This is a genomic window from Paraburkholderia phymatum STM815, assembly GCF_000020045.1.
GTDB lineage: Bacteria > Pseudomonadota > Gammaproteobacteria > Burkholderiales > Burkholderiaceae > Paraburkholderia > Paraburkholderia phymatum.
In genome coordinates, this window is record NC_010623.1 from 2582969 (window position 1) to 2600162 (window position 17194).

The 17194-nt window shown below is 65.2% G+C and carries 16 protein-coding genes; 13 read left to right on the top strand and 3 right to left on the bottom strand.

What is annotated here, in order from left to right; all coding sequences use genetic code 11:
* Position 1: 1 nt before the first annotated feature.
* From BPHY_RS27195 to BPHY_RS27215, 5 genes are all read left to right on the top strand, one after another.
* Complete coding sequence (locus tag BPHY_RS27195; RefSeq protein WP_012404679.1) at positions 2–1099, top strand: ABC transporter ATP-binding protein; 1098 nt, start codon at positions 2–4, stop codon at positions 1097–1099.
* A gap of 37 nt (positions 1100–1136) precedes the next feature.
* The gene (locus BPHY_RS27200) at positions 1137–2141 is read left to right on the top strand and encodes a LacI family DNA-binding transcriptional regulator (RefSeq protein WP_012404680.1); all 1005 of its coding nucleotides are present in this window, start codon (positions 1137–1139) and stop codon (positions 2139–2141) included.
* A 199-nt stretch (positions 2142–2340) separates the two neighbouring features.
* The gene (locus BPHY_RS27205) at positions 2341–3789 is read left to right on the top strand and encodes an NAD-dependent succinate-semialdehyde dehydrogenase (RefSeq protein ID WP_012404681.1); all 1449 of its coding nucleotides are present in this window, start codon (positions 2341–2343) and stop codon (positions 3787–3789) included.
* Between the two features lie 441 nt (positions 3790–4230).
* Entirely contained in the window at positions 4231–4719 is a 489-nt protein-coding gene (locus tag BPHY_RS27210) for a hypothetical protein (RefSeq protein ID WP_012404682.1), read from the top strand.
* A 35-nt stretch (positions 4720–4754) separates the two neighbouring features.
* Entirely contained in the window at positions 4755–5171 is a 417-nt protein-coding gene (locus tag BPHY_RS27215) for a DUF302 domain-containing protein (RefSeq protein ID WP_012404683.1), read from the top strand.
* Positions 5172–5310: 139 nt separating this feature from the next.
* On the opposite strand, the gene BPHY_RS27220 is transcribed toward BPHY_RS27215, so the two are convergent.
* Positions 5311–6246 carry a LysR family transcriptional regulator gene (locus tag BPHY_RS27220; protein WP_012404684.1) on the bottom strand — a complete coding sequence of 312 codons (936 nt, stop codon included), beginning with the start codon at positions 6244–6246 and terminating at the stop codon, positions 5311–5313.
* Between the two features lie 164 nt (positions 6247–6410).
* On the opposite strand from BPHY_RS27220, the gene BPHY_RS27225 reads away from it, so the two are divergent.
* Genes BPHY_RS27225 through BPHY_RS27240 form a run of 4 tightly spaced genes read left to right on the top strand, consistent with a single transcriptional unit; the run spans position 6411 to position 10669 of the window.
* Positions 6411–7619, top strand: a complete 1209-nt coding sequence (locus BPHY_RS27225; RefSeq protein ID WP_012404685.1) for an amino acid aminotransferase — start codon at positions 6411–6413, stop codon at positions 7617–7619.
* Between the two features lie 22 nt (positions 7620–7641).
* Complete coding sequence (locus BPHY_RS27230; protein ID WP_012404686.1) at positions 7642–8424, top strand: class II aldolase/adducin family protein; 783 nt, start codon at positions 7642–7644, stop codon at positions 8422–8424.
* 22 nt (positions 8425–8446) lie between these two features.
* Complete coding sequence (locus BPHY_RS27235; protein WP_012404687.1) at positions 8447–9430, top strand: 2-dehydropantoate 2-reductase; 984 nt, start codon at positions 8447–8449, stop codon at positions 9428–9430.
* A gap of 39 nt (positions 9431–9469) precedes the next feature.
* Complete coding sequence (locus tag BPHY_RS27240) at positions 9470–10669, top strand: cytochrome P450 (protein ID WP_012404688.1); 1200 nt, start codon at positions 9470–9472, stop codon at positions 10667–10669.
* 45 nt (positions 10670–10714) lie between these two features.
* Here BPHY_RS27240 and BPHY_RS27245 read toward each other — a convergent pair whose 3' ends face one another.
* Both BPHY_RS27245 and BPHY_RS27250 read right to left on the bottom strand, forming a co-directional pair.
* On the bottom strand, positions 10715–11635 hold the full coding sequence (locus BPHY_RS27245; RefSeq protein WP_012404689.1) for a pyridoxal-phosphate dependent enzyme: 921 nt from the start codon (positions 11633–11635) through the stop codon (positions 10715–10717).
* A gap of 136 nt (positions 11636–11771) precedes the next feature.
* Positions 11772–13640 (bottom strand): ABC transporter ATP-binding protein, encoded by a 1869-nt coding sequence (locus BPHY_RS27250; RefSeq protein ID WP_012404690.1) that lies wholly within the window; start codon positions 13638–13640, stop codon positions 11772–11774.
* A 472-nt stretch (positions 13641–14112) separates the two neighbouring features.
* Between BPHY_RS27250 and BPHY_RS27255 the strand changes: the two genes are divergently transcribed.
* The 4 genes from BPHY_RS27255 (at position 14113) to BPHY_RS27270 (ending at position 17181) form a co-directional block, all read left to right on the top strand.
* Positions 14113–15168 carry a phytoene/squalene synthase family protein gene (locus BPHY_RS27255; RefSeq protein ID WP_012404691.1) on the top strand — a complete coding sequence of 352 codons (1056 nt, stop codon included), beginning with the start codon at positions 14113–14115 and terminating at the stop codon, positions 15166–15168.
* Positions 15169–15247: 79 nt separating this feature from the next.
* The gene (locus tag BPHY_RS27260; RefSeq protein WP_012404692.1) at positions 15248–15586 is read left to right on the top strand and encodes a DOPA 4,5-dioxygenase family protein; all 339 of its coding nucleotides are present in this window, start codon (positions 15248–15250) and stop codon (positions 15584–15586) included.
* A 51-nt stretch (positions 15587–15637) separates the two neighbouring features.
* Entirely contained in the window at positions 15638–16369 is a 732-nt protein-coding gene (locus BPHY_RS27265; protein ID WP_012404693.1) for an FprA family A-type flavoprotein, read from the top strand.
* 158 nt (positions 16370–16527) lie between these two features.
* Complete coding sequence (locus BPHY_RS27270) at positions 16528–17181, top strand: glutathione S-transferase family protein (RefSeq protein ID WP_012404694.1); 654 nt, start codon at positions 16528–16530, stop codon at positions 17179–17181.
* Positions 17182–17194 lie beyond the last annotated feature (13 nt).

The following is a 17194-nucleotide window of genomic DNA, read 5'->3' on the forward strand; positions in this document are numbered from 1 at the left end:
TATGGCAACCGTACCGAACAAGGCCAACGTCGCGGTCCGCGACCTGAAAATCCAGCTGGGCGCGCATACCGTGATCGACGCGCTCGATCTCGACGTGCGCGCGGGCGAATTCGTCGTGCTGCTCGGCCCGTCGGGTTGCGGCAAGTCGACGCTGCTGCACAGCATCGCCGGTCTGATCGACGTGACGCGAGGCAGCATCGAGATCGGCGGCGAGGACATGACATGGGCCGACCCTAAAGACCGGCGCATTGCGCTCGTATTCCAGTCGTACGCGCTGTATCCGACGATGAGCGTCGAGCGCAACCTGTCGTTCGCGCTGCGCATCAACGGCACGCCTAAGGCGGAGATCGAGCGGCGCGTCGCGCGGGCGTCCGACATGTTGCAACTCGGGCCGCTGCTCAAGCGCAAGCCGGCGCAGCTCTCGGGCGGCCAGCGGCAGCGCGTCGCGATCGGCCGCGCGATCGTGCGCGAAGCCGACGTGTTCCTGTTCGACGAGCCGCTGTCGAATCTCGACGCGAAGCTGCGCACCGAACTGCGCCGCGAGCTCAAGCAACTGCATCAACGGCTGGGGGCGACGATGATCTACGTGACGCACGACCAGGTCGAGGCGATGACGCTCGCCACGCGCATGGCCGTGATGAAGAACGGCGTGATCCAGCAGTTCGGCACGCCAGCCGAAGTGTATGCGCGGCCCGCGAACCTCTTCGTCGCGACCTTCCTCGGCTCGCCGGCGATGAACCTGCTGAACGGCACACTGCTTGCCCGGGGCGACGGCGTGCGCTTCACGGGCGCGAAGCTCGAACTCGACGTTTCGCCGTATCCGTTCGCTGCGGCGCCCGGCAATGGCCAGCCATGCGTGCTGGGTGTACGGCCCGAAGATGTGCGCGTGCGGCTGGGCGCGGATACGAATCAGCGCGGACAAGTGTCGCTTATTGAACCAATGGGCAACCACCGGGTTATCTGGCTCGATTATCATGGCACCCAGATAGCGTCGATCGATCAGGAGAAAACGCCCGTCGCCGTTGGCGACTCCGTGGCGTTCGCGATCGACGGCGCACATGTATCGCTGTTCGACGAGGCGGGCGGGGCGCGTTTCTGAACGGCAGGCGCAAACACTACAAGCGGACGGAGACACCGTGGCGACCCTCAAAGATGTGGCGGAGCTGGCGGGCGTGGGGCTCTCGACAGCCTCGCGCGCCATTTCGGGCAAAGGACCCGTATCGGCCGACGCAGCCGCGCGCGTGAAGGCCGCGATCGCCGAACTGAACTTCCGGCCGTCGTCGATTGGCCGCGCGATGGCCACCCAGCAACTGGGCATCATCGGCCTTTTCGTGCCGACTTTCTTCGGCTCGTACTACGGCACGATTCTCAAGCAGACGGATCTCGAACTGCGCGCGGTGCATCGGCATGTGGTCGTGGCGACGGGCTGCGGCGAATCGACGCCGCGCGAGCAGGCGCTCGAGGCCGTGCGCTTTCTGATCGGGCGCGACTGCGATGGCGTCGTGGTGATCAGCCACGATCTGCATGACGAAGACCTCGATGAGCTGCATCGGATGCACCCGAAAATGGTGTTCCTCAACCGTGCGTTCGATGCGCTGCCCGATGCGTCGTTCTGCCCGGACCACCGGCGCGGCGGCGAACTGGCGGCGGCGACGCTGATAGAGCATGGGCATCGCAAGCTGGCCGTGATCTCGGGGCCGTTCACGGCGTCGGACAACGTCGAGCGACTCGACGGCTTCTTCGACGAACTCGCGCGCCACGGCATTGCACGCGACAGCGTGCCGTTGATCGAATCGGACTTCTCGCCGGAAGGCGGCTACGCGGCGACCTGCCAGCTGCTCGAATCGAAGGCGCCGTTCACGGGGCTTTTCTGCGCCAACGATACGATGGCTGTCAGCGCATTGGCGCGCTTCCAGCAGCTCGGGATTTCGGTGCCCGGCGATGTGTCCGTGATCGGCTACGACGACGACTACTCGGCCGCGTATGCGGCGCCCGCGCTGACCTCCGTGCATATCCCCACCGCGGAGCTGACCCAGAACGCAGTGCGCTGGCTCATCAACCAGTGCTACGGGACGAAGTGGGAGATCTTCCGCGAGTTTCCCGTAACGGTGTCGATGCGGGCCTCGGTTGCGCGCGTTTGAAGCGGAGCAATTCACGTCCTTCAAGAAAGACATCGCTTTTGCATGATCGACCTGAGCCAAAGTCAAGAATTTCCCATTACCAGGTGAGAATTCCAGCAATCAGTTAACATCGACCCTCTCGGCATCTCCTTGCTGGGATGCGTGCGGTGATCCCGCCCGCTGCCCGGCGTCTTCCCAATCAGGAACACAGGAAATCAGCATGGTCACCTCCAGCAGCTACACCGATACCCGCCTGTTGATCAACAACGAGTGGTGCGATGCCGCCAGCGGCAAGACGCTCGACGTCGTCAATCCGGCGACGGGCAAGCCGATCGGCAAGGTCGCGCACGCGGGCAAGGCCGATCTGGACCGCGCGCTGGAAGCGGCGCAGAAGGGCTTCGAAGCCTGGCGCAAGGTGCCCGCGAACGAGCGCGCGACCACGATGCGCAAGGCCGCCGGCTTCGTGCGCGAGCGTGCCGATCACATCGCGCGCCTGATGACGCAAGAGCAGGGCAAGCCGTTTGCCGAAGCGCGCATCGAAGTGCTGTCGGCCGCGGACATCATCGAATGGTTCGCCGACGAAGGCCGTCGCGTGTATGGCCGCGTGGTGCCGTCGCGCAATCTGAATGCGCAATCGCTCGTCATCAAGGAGCCGATTGGCCCCGTCGCCGCATTCACGCCGTGGAATTTCCCGGTCAACCAGGTGGTCCGCAAGCTGAGCGCCGCGCTCGCGAGCGGCTGCTCGTTCCTCGTCAAGGCGCCGGAAGAAACGCCCGCATCGCCCGCGCAACTGTTGCAGGCGTTCGTCGATGCCGGCGTGCCCGCCGGTACGGTCGGCCTCGTGTTCGGCGATCCTGCGGAGATTTCGAGCTACCTGATTCCGCATCCCGTCATCCGCAAGGTCACGTTCACGGGTTCGACGCCCGTCGGCAAGCAGCTCGCCGCGCTGGCCGGCTCGCACATGAAGCGCGCGACGATGGAACTCGGCGGCCACGCGCCCGTGATCGTCGCGGAAGACGCCGACGTCGCGCTCGCCGTGAAGGCTGCGGGCGGCGCGAAGTTCCGCAACGCCGGTCAGGTGTGCATCTCGCCGACGCGCTTCCTCGTGCACAACAGCATCCGCGAAGCGTTCGCCGCCGCGCTCGTCAAGCATGCCGAAGGCCTGAAGGTCGGCGACGGCCTCGCCGAAGGCACGCAACTCGGACCGCTCGCGAACGCGCGCCGTCTGACGGCAATGGCCAGCATCATCGACAACGCGCGCTCGACGGGCGCGACAGTCGCGACGGGCGGCGAGCGCATCGGCTCGGAAGGCAACTTTTTCGCGCCGACCGTGTTGACGGACGTGCCGCTCGAAGCCGACGTGTTCAACAACGAGCCGTTCGGCCCGATCGCGGCGATTCGCGGCTTCGACAACATCGAAGACGCGATCGCCGAAGCGAACCGCCTGCCGTTCGGCCTCGCGGGCTATGCGTTCACGAAGTCGTTCCGCAACGTGCACCTGCTGTCGCAGAACCTCGAAGTCGGCATGCTGTGGATCAACCAGCCCGCCACGCCGACGCCGGAAATGCCGTTCGGCGGCGTGAAGGATTCGGGCTACGGCTCGGAAGGCGGACCGGAAGCGATGGAAGCCTACCTCGTGACCAAGGCTGTCACGGTGATGGCCGTTTGAAGCGGCTGCCCGTCAGCGCAATCGTCAGACACGCGGTGGACAGATCGCGATAGACAAGCCGCCCGCCGACATGGCGGGCGGTTTTTTTTCGGCTTGCCGCGTGCTTGCGAAACAGCGGTTCCTCGGACGAAACGAAAGCTGTTGGCAAAACTCCCGATGGGTGGCGCTGTCTTGCGCTGCAGGCATGGCGATCGGTGCCGCGTGCCCGCGCAGCCCTTTGCTCATACCGTTGCCGCGTTTTCAAACGCGGCGAGTCGATCCCGTTCTACTACTCACGTACTGCCCGCTGCATACCCGGCGCATGCAGCAAGACTCGGCTTCGCCCGTGCCGCGCGCGTGAAAAGAACCATCAGAACCACGAGAACGCACGACACGCGAGCGCCGAGCCCGTCATTGCGCCCGCGCATCGTTCAACGCGTTACGCGTCACTGGAGAGTTTCGATGATCTTTCACGCGTCCATTCCCACGCATAATCCCGAGCGCGTCGCGCGCACTCTTGCTGAAGTATGGGGCGGTTTCGCCGCGCCGTTTTCGCCGTTCGAAGGCGCATGGATGGCCGTAGCGGGCGACGACCGAGGCACTATCATCGAGACCTATCCGAGCAATATGACGCTCACGCCCGGCGACATGCGCGAGCCGCTCGCGTCGATCACGGGCTCCCGCCCGCAATACAGCGGCTTCCATATGGCCGTCGCGTCGCCGCTTTCAGCGGAGCAGGTGATGGCGATCGGCCAACGCGAAGGCTGGCGCGCCGTGCGCTGCACGCGTGGCAACCATTTCTTCGATGTGATCGAGCTGTGGATCGAAAACAGCACGCTGATCGAAGTGCTGACGCCCGAGATGCAGGCGCAGTATCTCGCCTTCGCGACGCCGGAGAACTTCCGCCAACTCGCCGCGCAAGCTTCCGCTTCTGTTGTTGCGGCGCAATGACTACACTGCGGTGATGCGTTCACCGGAGTTCCGCGATGACTCTCGCTGCACAATTTCCCGCGTCGGTTGCGACGTTCAGGAGCGAGCATGGCTTTTCGATCACGGTCGCGCGGCTGCGCGGACTGCTTGCCGACAAGGGCATGACGATCTTCGTCGATATCGATCAGGCCGACGCCGCCGCGCAAGTCGGCATGACGCTGCGCCCGACGCGCCTGATCGTGTTCGGCAATCCGAGGGCCGGCACACCCGTCATGCACGTGAACGCGTGCGCCGGGCTGCTGCTGCCGCTGAAGGCGCTCGTGTGGGAAGACGACGCACGCGTCACGTGGCTCGCGATTGACGACGTGACGGGCGCACTCGTCGATGGCTACGGGCTCGAGGCGTCGCTCGTCGAGCCGCTTGCGAACGCGAAAGTGCTCGTGCAGATGGCGGCGTCCCGCGATCCTGCCTGAACCGTCTCCAGTTTCACTGACACGTCACATCGCTGTGCGCATCGCCCGCCTTGCCGCGATACGCGTCGTGCAACGCGACGCACGCGGGCGCTTCGGCGCGGCACGCCCTTACCAGAACCAGCGAGGACCCTGCGCTTTTTCATTTTCCGCTCGCCGCGCCTTGGGTCTCTCGATCCCATGTTTTCAGACTCACGCCGAGATATTCCGCGAACCCATCGGCGGGCGGCGACAGCGAACGGTCGACGGGACGATAGATGCAGACCTCGCGGATCGTCTCCGGCTCGACCACGCGCCGCATCGCGAGCCCGAACGTCTGCGCGAGCGGCTTCACATACGCGGGCGCCAGCGTAACGGCAAGACCTTGCGCAGCGAGCCCGAAGGCCGTTGTCACGTTATCGACGACCTCGACGGGCGCAATGCGCGCATCCGAAGGTTGGTCGGCCAGCATCTGCGCGACGCTCGCCTCGTGATCCCGGCCCGTCGCGATGATGGACGTGCCGCGCAGGTCCTGCCAGCGCAAGCGCCGCCGGCGCGCGAGCGGATGATGTGCCGCGCACCACAGCACCCACGGGCTTCTGAAGATCGCCGTGCGCTGCACGCGGTCGCCCGTGGCGCGGTCGGGCCCGACGGCCAGATCGACGTCTGCGCTCGCCACGCGCTCGACCAGCCGCTCGACATCCGTGTCGACGACGCGCACCACGACCTTCGGCTTTTCTTGCACATAGCCCGCAATCGCATACGGGATCGCCGTGCTCGCGAGCACGAGCGGCGCGCCAACGCGCACGATGCCCGCGGCGCGATTGCGGATGTCGCTGGCCGTCTGCTCGGCCGCGTGCAGGTGGCGCAGCACGGATTCCGCGGACGGGAGAAAATCGCGGCCTGCCGTGGAAAGACTGACGCGACGCGTCGTGCGGTCGAACAGGCGAAAGCCCAGTTCGCGCTCCAGTTCGGCCAGCAGCTGACTCACGGCGGACGAAGTCAGACCCAGCCGCTGCGCTGCCGCGGCAATGCCGTTCTGATCGACGATCGCGAGAAACGCCTCGAACTGGCGTATGGTGATACGTGTGAGGGCCATCGGCGGATTCTAAAGCGAAACTTACGAATCGGCCAAAATCGATTGATTGTGACAACGCGCGCTTTTCGACACACTGATGCGCACGCAGCGAGTCATGGTCCTGACGGTTGACCTCACAACCTCTCGCAGAAACCTATCCAGCACACACAGACAGAGACACAACCATGTTCGAACACATTCCCGCCTATCCCGGCGACCCGATCCTGAGCCTTAACGAAGACTTCCAGCGCGATCCGCGCACGAACAAGGTCAATCTGAGCATCGGCATCTACTTCGACGAAAACGGCACGCTGCCTGTGATGTCGTCAGTGCGCGAGGCCGAGGCAGCGATTGTCGCGCAGGGCATGCCGCGCTCGTATCTGCCGATGTCGGGCCTGCCTGCCTATCGCGACGCGGCGCAGGCGCTCGTGTTCGGCGCGCAGAGCGCGGCGCGCGCCGCGGGCCGCATCGCAACCGTGCAGACGGTGGGCGGTTCGGGCGCGCTGAAGGTCGGCGCGGATTTCCTGAAGCGCCACTTTCCGGGCTCGCAAATATGGCTGTCCGATCCGAGCTGGGAGAATCATCGCGTGGTGTTCGAGGCGGCGGGCCATACGGTCAACACGTATCCGTACTATGACGATGCAACGGGCGGACTGCGCTTCGCTGCGATGCGCGACACGATCGACGCCTTGCCCGAGCGCAGCATCGTGCTGTTGCATGCGTGCTGCCATAACCCGACGGGCGTCGACCTGACGAAGGACCAGTGGCGCGAACTCGTGCCCGTGCTGCAGCGTCGCAATCTGATCGCCTTCGTCGACATGGCCTATCAGGGCTTCGGCGACGGCCTCGAAGAAGATGCCGCATGCGTGCGCATGCTGGCGGATGCTGACGTGCCGATGATCGTCGCGAACTCGTTCTCGAAGAACTTCTCACTGTACGGAGAACGCTGCGGCGCGTTGAGCGTCGTGTGCAAGGACGCAGCGCAGGCGCAGCGCGTGCTGGGACAGCTTACCTTCACGATCCGTGCGAACTACAGCAATCCGCCGATGCACGGCGCCCGGCTTGTCGCAGGCGTGCTCGGCGACGCGAAGCTGCGCGCATCGTGGGACGACGAACTGCGCGTGATGCGCGATCGCATTCATGAAATGCGTCATGCGATTCATGAGGGTCTCGCGGGACGCGTCGATGAGGTGATGCGTGCGCGTTACATCGCGCAGGTCGGCATGTTCACCTACACAGGCCTGTCCGCCGAACAGGTTGAAACGCTGCGCGTCGAACATGGCATCTATCTTCTGCGTTCAGGGCGCATGTGCGTCGCCGGCCTGAATCGCAGCAACGTCGGGTACGTTGCGCAAGCGATCGCCGCGGTCGCCGGGCCCGGCGCGCGTCCGTAACACGCCGATCAGGAGACACGCCATGGAAATCATGGAGCGAGACAAACCGAACACGGCGACGATCCATCCCGACGAATGGCAGGCACGCGTTCAATTGGCCGCGTGCTATCGCGTCTTCGATATGCTGGGCTGGACCGAGCTGATCTACAACCACATCACGGTGCGCCTGCCCGAAAGCGTGACGGGTGCAGCGAAGCAGTTCCTGATCAATCCGTTCGGTCTGCATTACAGTGAAGTCACGGCGCGCAACCTGGTGAAGATCGATGCGCAGGGACGCATCCTCGACGGCTCGACTTACCCCGTCAATCCCGCAGGGTTCACCGTGCATGCCGCGTTGCACGAGGGCATCCCCGATGCGCATTGCGTGATGCATACGCATACGACGGCGGGCGTCGCGGTCGCATGCTCGGAAGGCGGTCTGCAGCAAACCAACTTCTACAGCGCGCAGTTGCACGAGCGCATTGCGTATCACGACTTCGAAGGCATCACGATCCATGCCGAAGAGGGGCCGCGACTCGTGGCGCATATCGGCGACCGGCAGGCGGTGATACTGCGCAATCACGGCCTGCTTGCGTGGGGCAAGACGCTGCCGCAGGCGTTCGCTTATCTGTGGACCCTGAACCGCGCCTGCGAGATACAGGTCGCGACGTTCGCGATGGGCCGGGCGCGGCCCGTGCCGGAAGCGATTGCCGAACAATGCTCGCGCGATGCACTGCAGTTCGACACACGCTACGGCGCGGGTCAGGACGTCTTCGATGCGCTGGTGCGCAAGGTCGACGCGATCGACGCGAGCTATAAAGACTGACAAGGATCGAGGAAGAACAGCGATGAAGGTATGCATTTACGGCGCGGGCGCGATCGGCGGATGGATGGGCGTGAAGCTCGCGCAGGCGGGCTGCGAGGTGAGCGTCGTGGCACGCGGCGCGACACTCGATGCGTTGCATGCGCACGGTCTGCGCCTCGTCGAAAACGGCGAGACGCGTACGGTCGCCGTGCAGGCGAGCGATCGCCCCGCCGCGCTCGGCGCGCAGGATCTCGTGATCGTCGCGGTCAAGGCGCCGGGGATGGCCGCCGTCGCACAGCAGATCGCGCCGCTGCTGGACGCGAACACAATGGTGCTGACGGCGATGAACGGTGTGCCGTGGTGGTTCTGTGACGGCTTGCACGGCGAGTTCGCGGGCGCGCGCCTCGCTTGCGTCGATCCCGACGGCTCGATCGCCGCGGCGATTCCCGCCGAACGCACACTGGGATGTGTCGTGCATGCGAGCTGCCGCATCGATGCGCCGGGCGTCGTCGCGCATCATCAGGGGCGTGGACTGATCGTCGGAGAAGCGGCGGGGCGCGCGAGCGAGCGCGCGGCGTCGCTCGTCGAACTGCTGCGCAAGGCGGGCTTCGACGCCACGGCTTCCGACCAGATTCAGCGCGACGTCTGGTACAAGCTGTGGGGCAACATGACGATGAACCCGATCAGCGCGATCACGGCTGCGACCACGGACAAGATCCTCAACGACCCGCTCGCGCGCGACTTCGTCACGCGTGTGATGCTGGAAGCGAAAGCGATCGGCGCGCGCTTCGGCATCCCCATCGAGCAGGCGCCCGAAGATCGACACGCCGTCACGCTCAAGCTCGGCGCGATGCGCACGTCGATGCTGCAGGACGTGGAGGCCGGCAAGGCCGTCGAGCTCGATGCGCTGATCGGCACCGTGTGCGAACTCGGCAAGCTGACGGGCATCGACACGCCGTATGCGAACGCGCTGTTCGCGCTAGCTCGTCTGCACGCTCAGGTACGTGGGCTGTATCCTCCCGGCTGACATCGAACGTTCATCCATTTCCAGCCCACGCCATACAGCATGAAATTCACTGACCTCTCGTCACCCGCGTACTTCGACAACCCTTATCCGTTCTATGACGGCATCCGCAGCGCGGGTGCGTTCGTGCCGCTCGCGCCGGGCATCTTCCTGACAGGCCGCCACGCCGTGATCGACGCGCTGCTGCCCGACCGGCGCATGGGCAAGACCTACATGCCCAGCGTCGTTGTGCGCTACGGTGAGACGGCGCGCGAGCAGCCCGTGTTTCAGGCGCTCGAACGCACTTTCCTGATGATGAATCCTCCCGCGCACACCCGGCTGCGCGCGCTGCTGATGAAAGCGTTCAATGCGCGGCAGATCGAAACGCTGCGCACGATCGCCGAGCAAACGACGGACAGCCTGATCGACGCGATGCAAGGCAAGCGCGAGGTCGATCTGGTGAGCGGATTCGCGATGCCGCTGCCGTTGCAGATCATCTGCCGCCTGCTCGATGTGCCCGTCGAGGAAGGCGAGCGTTTCGGCGAAGCGGCCAGCCTGCTGGTGTCGGCGTTCGACCTCGCGCCGCTGTCGCCCGAAGCGCTTGCGCGCGCAAACCAGGCAGCGCTCGATCTCGAACAGTACTTCCGCGCGGTGATCGCGGAGCGCCGCGCGGCGCCCGGCCACGACATTGTGTCGGCGCTGATCCACGCCGAAGAGGGGGGCGAACGCTTATCGGAAGACGAGGTCGTGTCGAACGTGATCCTGCTGTTCGTCGCGGGACACGAGACCACGTCGAACATGCTCGGCAACGCGTTGATCGCGCTGCATCGACATCCGTCGCAACTCGAACGGCTGACGAGCAACCTGTCGCTCGTGCCGCAGGCAGTGGCCGAATGCGCGCGGTTCGACACGGCCGTGCAGATGGTCGTGCGCACCGCGTTCGACGATATCGATGTCGGCGGGCAGACGCTGCCGCGCAGCTCGATCGTATTCATGCTGCTCGGCTCGGCCAATCGCGACCCGGAGCGTTTCGACGCGCCGGACACGCTCGATATCGGCCGCGAGGCGTCCGGCCATCTGCTGACGTTCGGCGCGGGCATTCACTATTGCCTCGGCGCGCGTCTGGCGATGATGGAACTCGAAATTGCGCTTCGCAAGCTGATGACGCGCGTGCCGCAACTGAGGCTCACGAATCTCGATGCGTTGCAGTGGCGCAGGCGGAACAATCTGCGCGGCGTCGAGACGCTGATCGCCGCGCTGTGATTCGACTTCAAGACGCAGATGCGTGTGCGGCGTCGGAAAAGACGCTCACACCATCTCGCGATGCCAGCGCTCCAGCTGTTCAATCGTCGTGCCGGCGCCGCCGCATACGATCACGAGCACGCTGTCGAAGCGCTGCAGCGCCGGCGCCTGCCCGTACGCGAGCGCCAGGCTCGCACCGCAGGCGGGTTCGACCAGCACGCGGTGATCGTCGACGAAACGGCGCGACGCGCTCACCGCTTCCGCGTCCGACACCACCACGCATTCGACGGGATGCGTCTGCGTGAGCGTGAAGGCCTGCTTGCAGACCTGCTTTGCGCCGAGCGAAGTCGCGACACTCGTGATACCCGGCAATTCGATCCGCTTGCCAGCCCGCACCGACTGCGCCAGCGACGACGCGCCTTCCGTTTCGACGGCGATCACGGGGACGTTGCCGAGGCCATTGCGGCGCAAGCCTTCGATCGCGCCCGCCATCAGCCCGCCGCCGCCCACGGACAGCACGACGGCATCGAACTTCGCGCCCGCGCGCGCCACTTCGTCGATCATGGACGCATGGCCGTGCCACAGCAGGGGATCATCGAACGGGTGGATATACGCATCGTCGGGACCGACCTGTTCTAGCGCGAACGCATTGGCTTCCTGCCAGGTCGCGCCGTGCACGATCAAGTCCGCGCCCTGCAAGCGGATCAGGTCTTTGGCACGTTCGCCCGTGCTCTGCGGCACGACTACGGTGACGGCGATCGACAATGCGCGGCCCGCATACGCGACCGCGATGCCCGCGTTGCCGCCTGACGACGACACGAAGCGGCGCTTGCCGTGATTCGCATGCTGTTCGCATGCGTAGCCGATACCGCGAATCTTGAACGAGCCGGGCGCCTGCAGCGCGTCCATTTTCAGCAGCACGCGGCGGCCGAGTGCATGACTGAGCGGCTGGGATTCGAGAAGCGGCGTGTCGATGTGCAGTGTCATGGTCGGGTTGCCTCGAAGCGGCGCGAGATGCCCTTCGCTGAAGGTTGATACGTCGAGTCGCCGATGATAGCAAGCTGTGTCGGCGCGTGAAAAAGGGCGATTCGAAACTGCGGATCGCCCTGTCATGCTGCACGCGTCACTTACCTGCGATCAGACTCGGATCGCTGGAAAAGCGCGCGCTGGTGCGAACCGGCGGGTCGTCGAGCAGACCTTGGGTCAACTCCAGTGCCTGGCGCTCGAAGAGCCGCCGGTACACGCCGTTGTCGATACGGATCAGTTGCTCGTGGCTGCCTTCCTCGACCACGCGGCCCTTGTCGAGCACGAGCAGCCGGTCGAGCGCGCGCACGGTCGACAGCCGGTGCGCGACCACGAGCGTCGTGCGTCCCACCATCAGTCGTTCCAGCGCCTGCTGGATCAGCGCTTCGCTTTCGCTGTCGAGGCTCGACGTGGCTTCGTCGAAAATCAGGATCGGCGCGTCGGCGAGGAACGCGCGCGCGATCGCAACCCGCTGACGCTCGCCGCCCGACAGCTTGACGCCGCGCTCGCCGACGAGCGTGTCGTAACCGTGCGGCAGCGCGCTGATGAAACCGTGCGCGCTGGCGAGCTTCGCGGCTTGCACGATATCGTCGAACGATGCGCCCGGCCGCGCGTACGCGATGTTCTCGGCGAGCGAGCGGTGGAACAGCACGGGCTCCTGCTGCACGATCGCGATGTGTTGGCGCAGCGATGCCTGCTGCACGTCGGCGATGTTGTGCCCGTCGATCGTGATGCGGCCTGCGTCGATGTCGTACAGACGCTGTATCAGCTTGATGAACGTGGTCTTGCCCGAGCCCGAATGGCCGACGAGACCGATCCGCTCGCCCGGCGCGATGCGCAGCGAGAAGTCGTTGTACAGCGGGGTGCGCTGCGCGCCGTAGCGGAACGTCACATGCTCGAAGCGGATTTCGCCCTGGCCGATTTCGATGGCCCGCGCGCCCGGCTTGTCTTCGATGCCGAGCGGCTCGCGCTCCAGCGCGACGAGCTCCTCCATGTCGTTGACGGAGCGTTGCAGGTTGCGCACGTGCATGCCGACGTCGCGCAGATAGCCTTGCAGCACGAAGAAGGTGGTCAGCGCATACGTGATGTCACCGACGCTCGCTTCGTCGCGCAGCCACAGAAGCAGCGCCGCGCCGAGTATCGCCGCCTGCATCAGCGCAAGCATCGCGCCTTGCACGCCGCCGTTGGTTGTTCCACGCTGCCAGGTGCGGCGCGTGCGCTGCCGCCATTTGCCGATCACGCGTTCGAGCCGTGCCTCTTCGCGTTCTTCCGCGCCGAATGCCTTGACGACGGCGTTGCAGCTGACGGCGTCGGCAAGCGCGCCGCCCATGCGCGTGTCCCACAGATTGCCCAGGCGCGCGGCAGGCGCGACGTAACCGAGCGACAGCGCGACGGTCACCGCCACATACAGCAGCGAGCCGAGGCCCACCACTGCGCCCATCACGGGCCAGTGAATGCCCAGCAGCACCGTCGACCCGGCGAGCATGACCAGCGACGGCAGCAGTGCGATCAGCAATGTGTCGTTGAGCAGGTCGAGCGCCCAGATGCCGCGTGTGATCTTGCGCACCGTCGAGCCCGCGAAGCTGTTCGCGTGCCAGTCGGCCGAAAAGCGCTGCACGCGATGAAACGCGTTCGCGCAGATCGTACTCATCATTTTCAGCGTCATCACGATGATGCTGCGGTACACCAGCTGCCGCAGCAGCGTGCCGCCAATGCCGAGCGCGATCAGCACACCGAACGCGGTCAGCGCCGCATGCGAGGCGGCTTGCTTGCCGAGCGTGCTGCCCGACGCCAGCGCGTCGACGAGACGGCCCGCGAAAAGCGGCGTCAGTACGTCGGCGAACGCGGCCATCAGCGCGAACGCTGCGATGCCCGCGACGCGCACCGGCTGCCTGCGCCAGTGATTGAAAGTGAAACCGAGAACGCTTCTGAACGCTTGCGCGCCAAAGTCGAGTTTTTTGCTAGCCATGTGTCGCAGCGTGCGGCGCGAAGCGGCGCAGCGCTATCCAGTCAGGAGATTCGGAAACGGACGACCGATGCCCGCCAACCTGCGGCGGCGACAAAAAAACCGGTAGTCTGATCAAGGCGCGGGCTGTTGCGTGCCAGCGCGGACGGCAACCTAGCTCGGGGAGCTGATGAAGCGTCGGGGCATCCCGCGAGAGACTGCGATGTACGTTGCGTGCATTGAACGCCTCCCTTGGGTGAATGAGTGGGTGAAGAACGGCTGATCGAGGCTTTGGATTGTAGCAGGAAAGCTCGCAAAACGCGCTTGCAGTGCAGGTTGACCCGCTGCTTCGTGTGGCTTTATGCACGCTTCATCGAACCGTCACGGCGCGCGTTTGCGGCCGTGCGCGCGCATGCCGGATACAATGCGGCAGCGCTGAACAGTCCGACTTCGGGCCGCGAGCCCAACGCCGATCAACACCATTCGACTTCAACTCATGTCCAGTTCCACTCGGGCCTTTCTGCTTGGTCCGTTGCTCAAAGGGGTGTCCCGTTCCTTCTATCTGACGCTGCGCATTCTCCCCGTCGGCATGCGCGACCCGATCGGCCTCGCGTATTTGCTGGCGCGTGCCGCGGACACGATCGCCGACACCGCGCTGATTCCGCCGGAGCAGCGGCTTGCGCTGCTGCTCGCGTTGCGCGAGCAGGTCAACGGCGCGACGGGCGACGGCGAATTCGCGCGGCGTCTTGCGAGCGAAGTGGCGGGGCAGCAGACGCAGTCGGATGAAAAAGTGCTGCTCGAATCGATCGCGCCCGCGCTCGACGTGCTTTCCCAACTGGACGATGCCGACCGCGCTGCCGTGCGCGAGATCGTCACGACGCTGACGACGGGCATGGAATTCGACTTGCGCACGTTCCCCGACGAGGGCTCGGGGCAGATTGTTGCGCTGCGCACATGGGATGAACTGGATCGCTACACGTATCTGGTGGCAGGTTGCGTCGGCGAGTTCTGGACGAAGATGACGTACGCGCATCTGCCCGGCACGCTCAAGACCGGTTCCGTGACGATGCTCGAGCGCGGCGTGCGCTTCGGCAAAGCGCTGCAGATGACCAACGTGCTGCGCGATTGCGGCAAGGATTTGCGGATCGGCCGCTGCTATCTGCCTTCGGTGATGCTCGATCGTTTCGGACTCACACCGCAGATGCTGCTGGACCCGCAGGCATCGAAGCGCGCGCAACCGTTGATGCACGAACTCGTGCGCAAGTCGCTCGATCATTTCCGCGCGGCGCTCGACTACACGCTGGCGATTCCGCGCTTTTCGCTGCGTTTGCGGCTCGCCTGCATGTGGCCGATCGTGATCGGGCTCGAAACACTGCTGCTGCTGGTCGATAACGCGCATTGGCTGGAGCCGGCGAAAGTGTCGAAAGTCCAGCGGAACCAGGTGTATGGAATCATTGCCCGCTCGCTGCCCGTGTCGCTGTCGGATGCGCGGCTGCGCCACTGGGTCGATGGACTGATCGGCGCGATCGAAGCGCGCATCGGCGCGCGATGATGTGTTCATACCTCGACTGAGGGTCTATGATGAACGTCGCACAACCTGCAACGAAGGGCGCCCCCGGCCGCAACCGATCATGACGGCAGTCGTCAACTGGCACGCACACGTGTACTTCGACCAGGCCACGCGCGACACCGCGTGGGCGCTGCGCGAAAGCATCGCGGCGCGTTTCGGCGAACGCCTTGAAATAGGGCGTTTTCATGAGCGCCCCGTCGGTCCGCATCCGATGTGGTCGTATCAGCTCAAGTTCGACTCCGCGCTCTTCGCTGAGCTGTTCGAATGGCTCGCGCTCAATCACGGCGCGCTCGACGTCTTCCTTCATCCGAACACGGGCGACGCGCTGCGCGATCATCGCGACTCGGCGGCATGGATCGGGCGTTCATATCAACTGAATCTCGCCGCGCTCGGCGGATAGCGCCAAGCCGGGCGCAGCGCTGCATGCGAGGGCGCGCACGGAGGTCTGGTCATGACGGTCACCAACGCGGTGTCGGGCACCAACGTCCATGAAGTAGCGGATGGCATTTACCGGATCAACACGCCCATCGTCTTCGAGGGCGGTCCGGGCGGCTTCTCGTTCAACCAGTACCTGATCGCCGACGACGAGCCGCTTCTGTTCCATACCGGGCCGCGCAGGATGTTCGGGCTCGTGCGCGAAGCGGTGGCGTCCGTGTTGCCGCCCGAACGGCTGCGGCACATCGCGTTCTCGCATGTCGAAGCGGACGAGTGCGGCTCGCTGAACGAGTGGCTCGCCGTTGCGCCCCAAGCGCAGCCGCTGTGCAGCGCGATTGCCAGGCTGGTATCGATCGACGATCTCGCCGACCGGCCAGCGCGCGGTCTGGAAGATGGCGAAGCCGTGCAGCTGGGCAAGCATCGCCTGCGCTGGCTGGCGACGCCGCATCTGCCGCATGCGTGGGAATGCGGCATGCTGATCGACGACACCACGGGCACGCTGCTATGCGGCGATCTCTTTACGCAACCGGGCGCGGATCTGCCCGCGATGACGGGCGCGGACATTCTCGGCCCGAGCGAAGCGTTCCGCCGCAGCATGGATTACTACTCCCATACGAAGCACGGTGACGCGATGCTGGAGCGGCTCGCCGCCCTCGCGCCGCGCACGCTCGCGTGCATGCACGGCAGCGCGTGGCAGGGTGATGGCGCGGCGCTGATCCGCGCGCTTGCGCAATCGCTGCGTGACTGAAAGCCCGACCTTAAAGGCGCGACCGTGAACACGCGACCGGCAATGGACGCCGCAACGCAGCAAGCTTTTTTTGCGCCGGATGTCGATTCGCGGGGCGGCCGTTCGTCGTCACAGTAAGCGGGCATATCGTCCGCTGACTGCCTGCAAGGACGACGACAATGACCTTGACGCTCTACGCCCATCCCTTTTCTTCGTATTGCCAGAAGGCGCTCATCGCGCTCTACGAGAACGGCACGCCGTTCGAATACCGACGCCTCGACGAACCCGGCGCGATGGACGAACTCGCTGCGCGCTGGCCGATCCGGCGCTTTCCGATGCTCGTCGACGACGGCCGCACGGTCGCGGAGGCGACCGTGATCATCGAACACCTCGCGCTGTATCATCCAGGCCCGGTGCGGCTGCTGCCCGACGATCCGCGCGCGGCACTCGATGTGCGCTTCATGGACCGCTTCTTCGACAACTACATGGCGACGCCGCAGCAAAAGATCGTGTTCGATTCGATGCGCAAGGAGCACGAGCGCGATGCGCGCGGCGTCGCCGATGCGCGTGCACTGCTCGAGAGCGCCTATGCGTGGCTCGACCACGCAATAAAGGGCCGCGAATGGGCGGCCGGCGAGCATTTCAGTCTGGCGGACTGCGGTGCCGCGCCGTTCCTCTTCTATGCCGACTGGACGCATCGCATCGATCCGCAGTTTGAACACGTGATCGCGTATCGCAAGCGTCTGTTGAAACGGCCTTCGTTTGCACGCGCGGTTGATGAGGCGCGGCCTTACCGGCATCTCTTTCCGCTCGGCGCGCCGGATCGCGACTGAGCGCCGTGCCGCG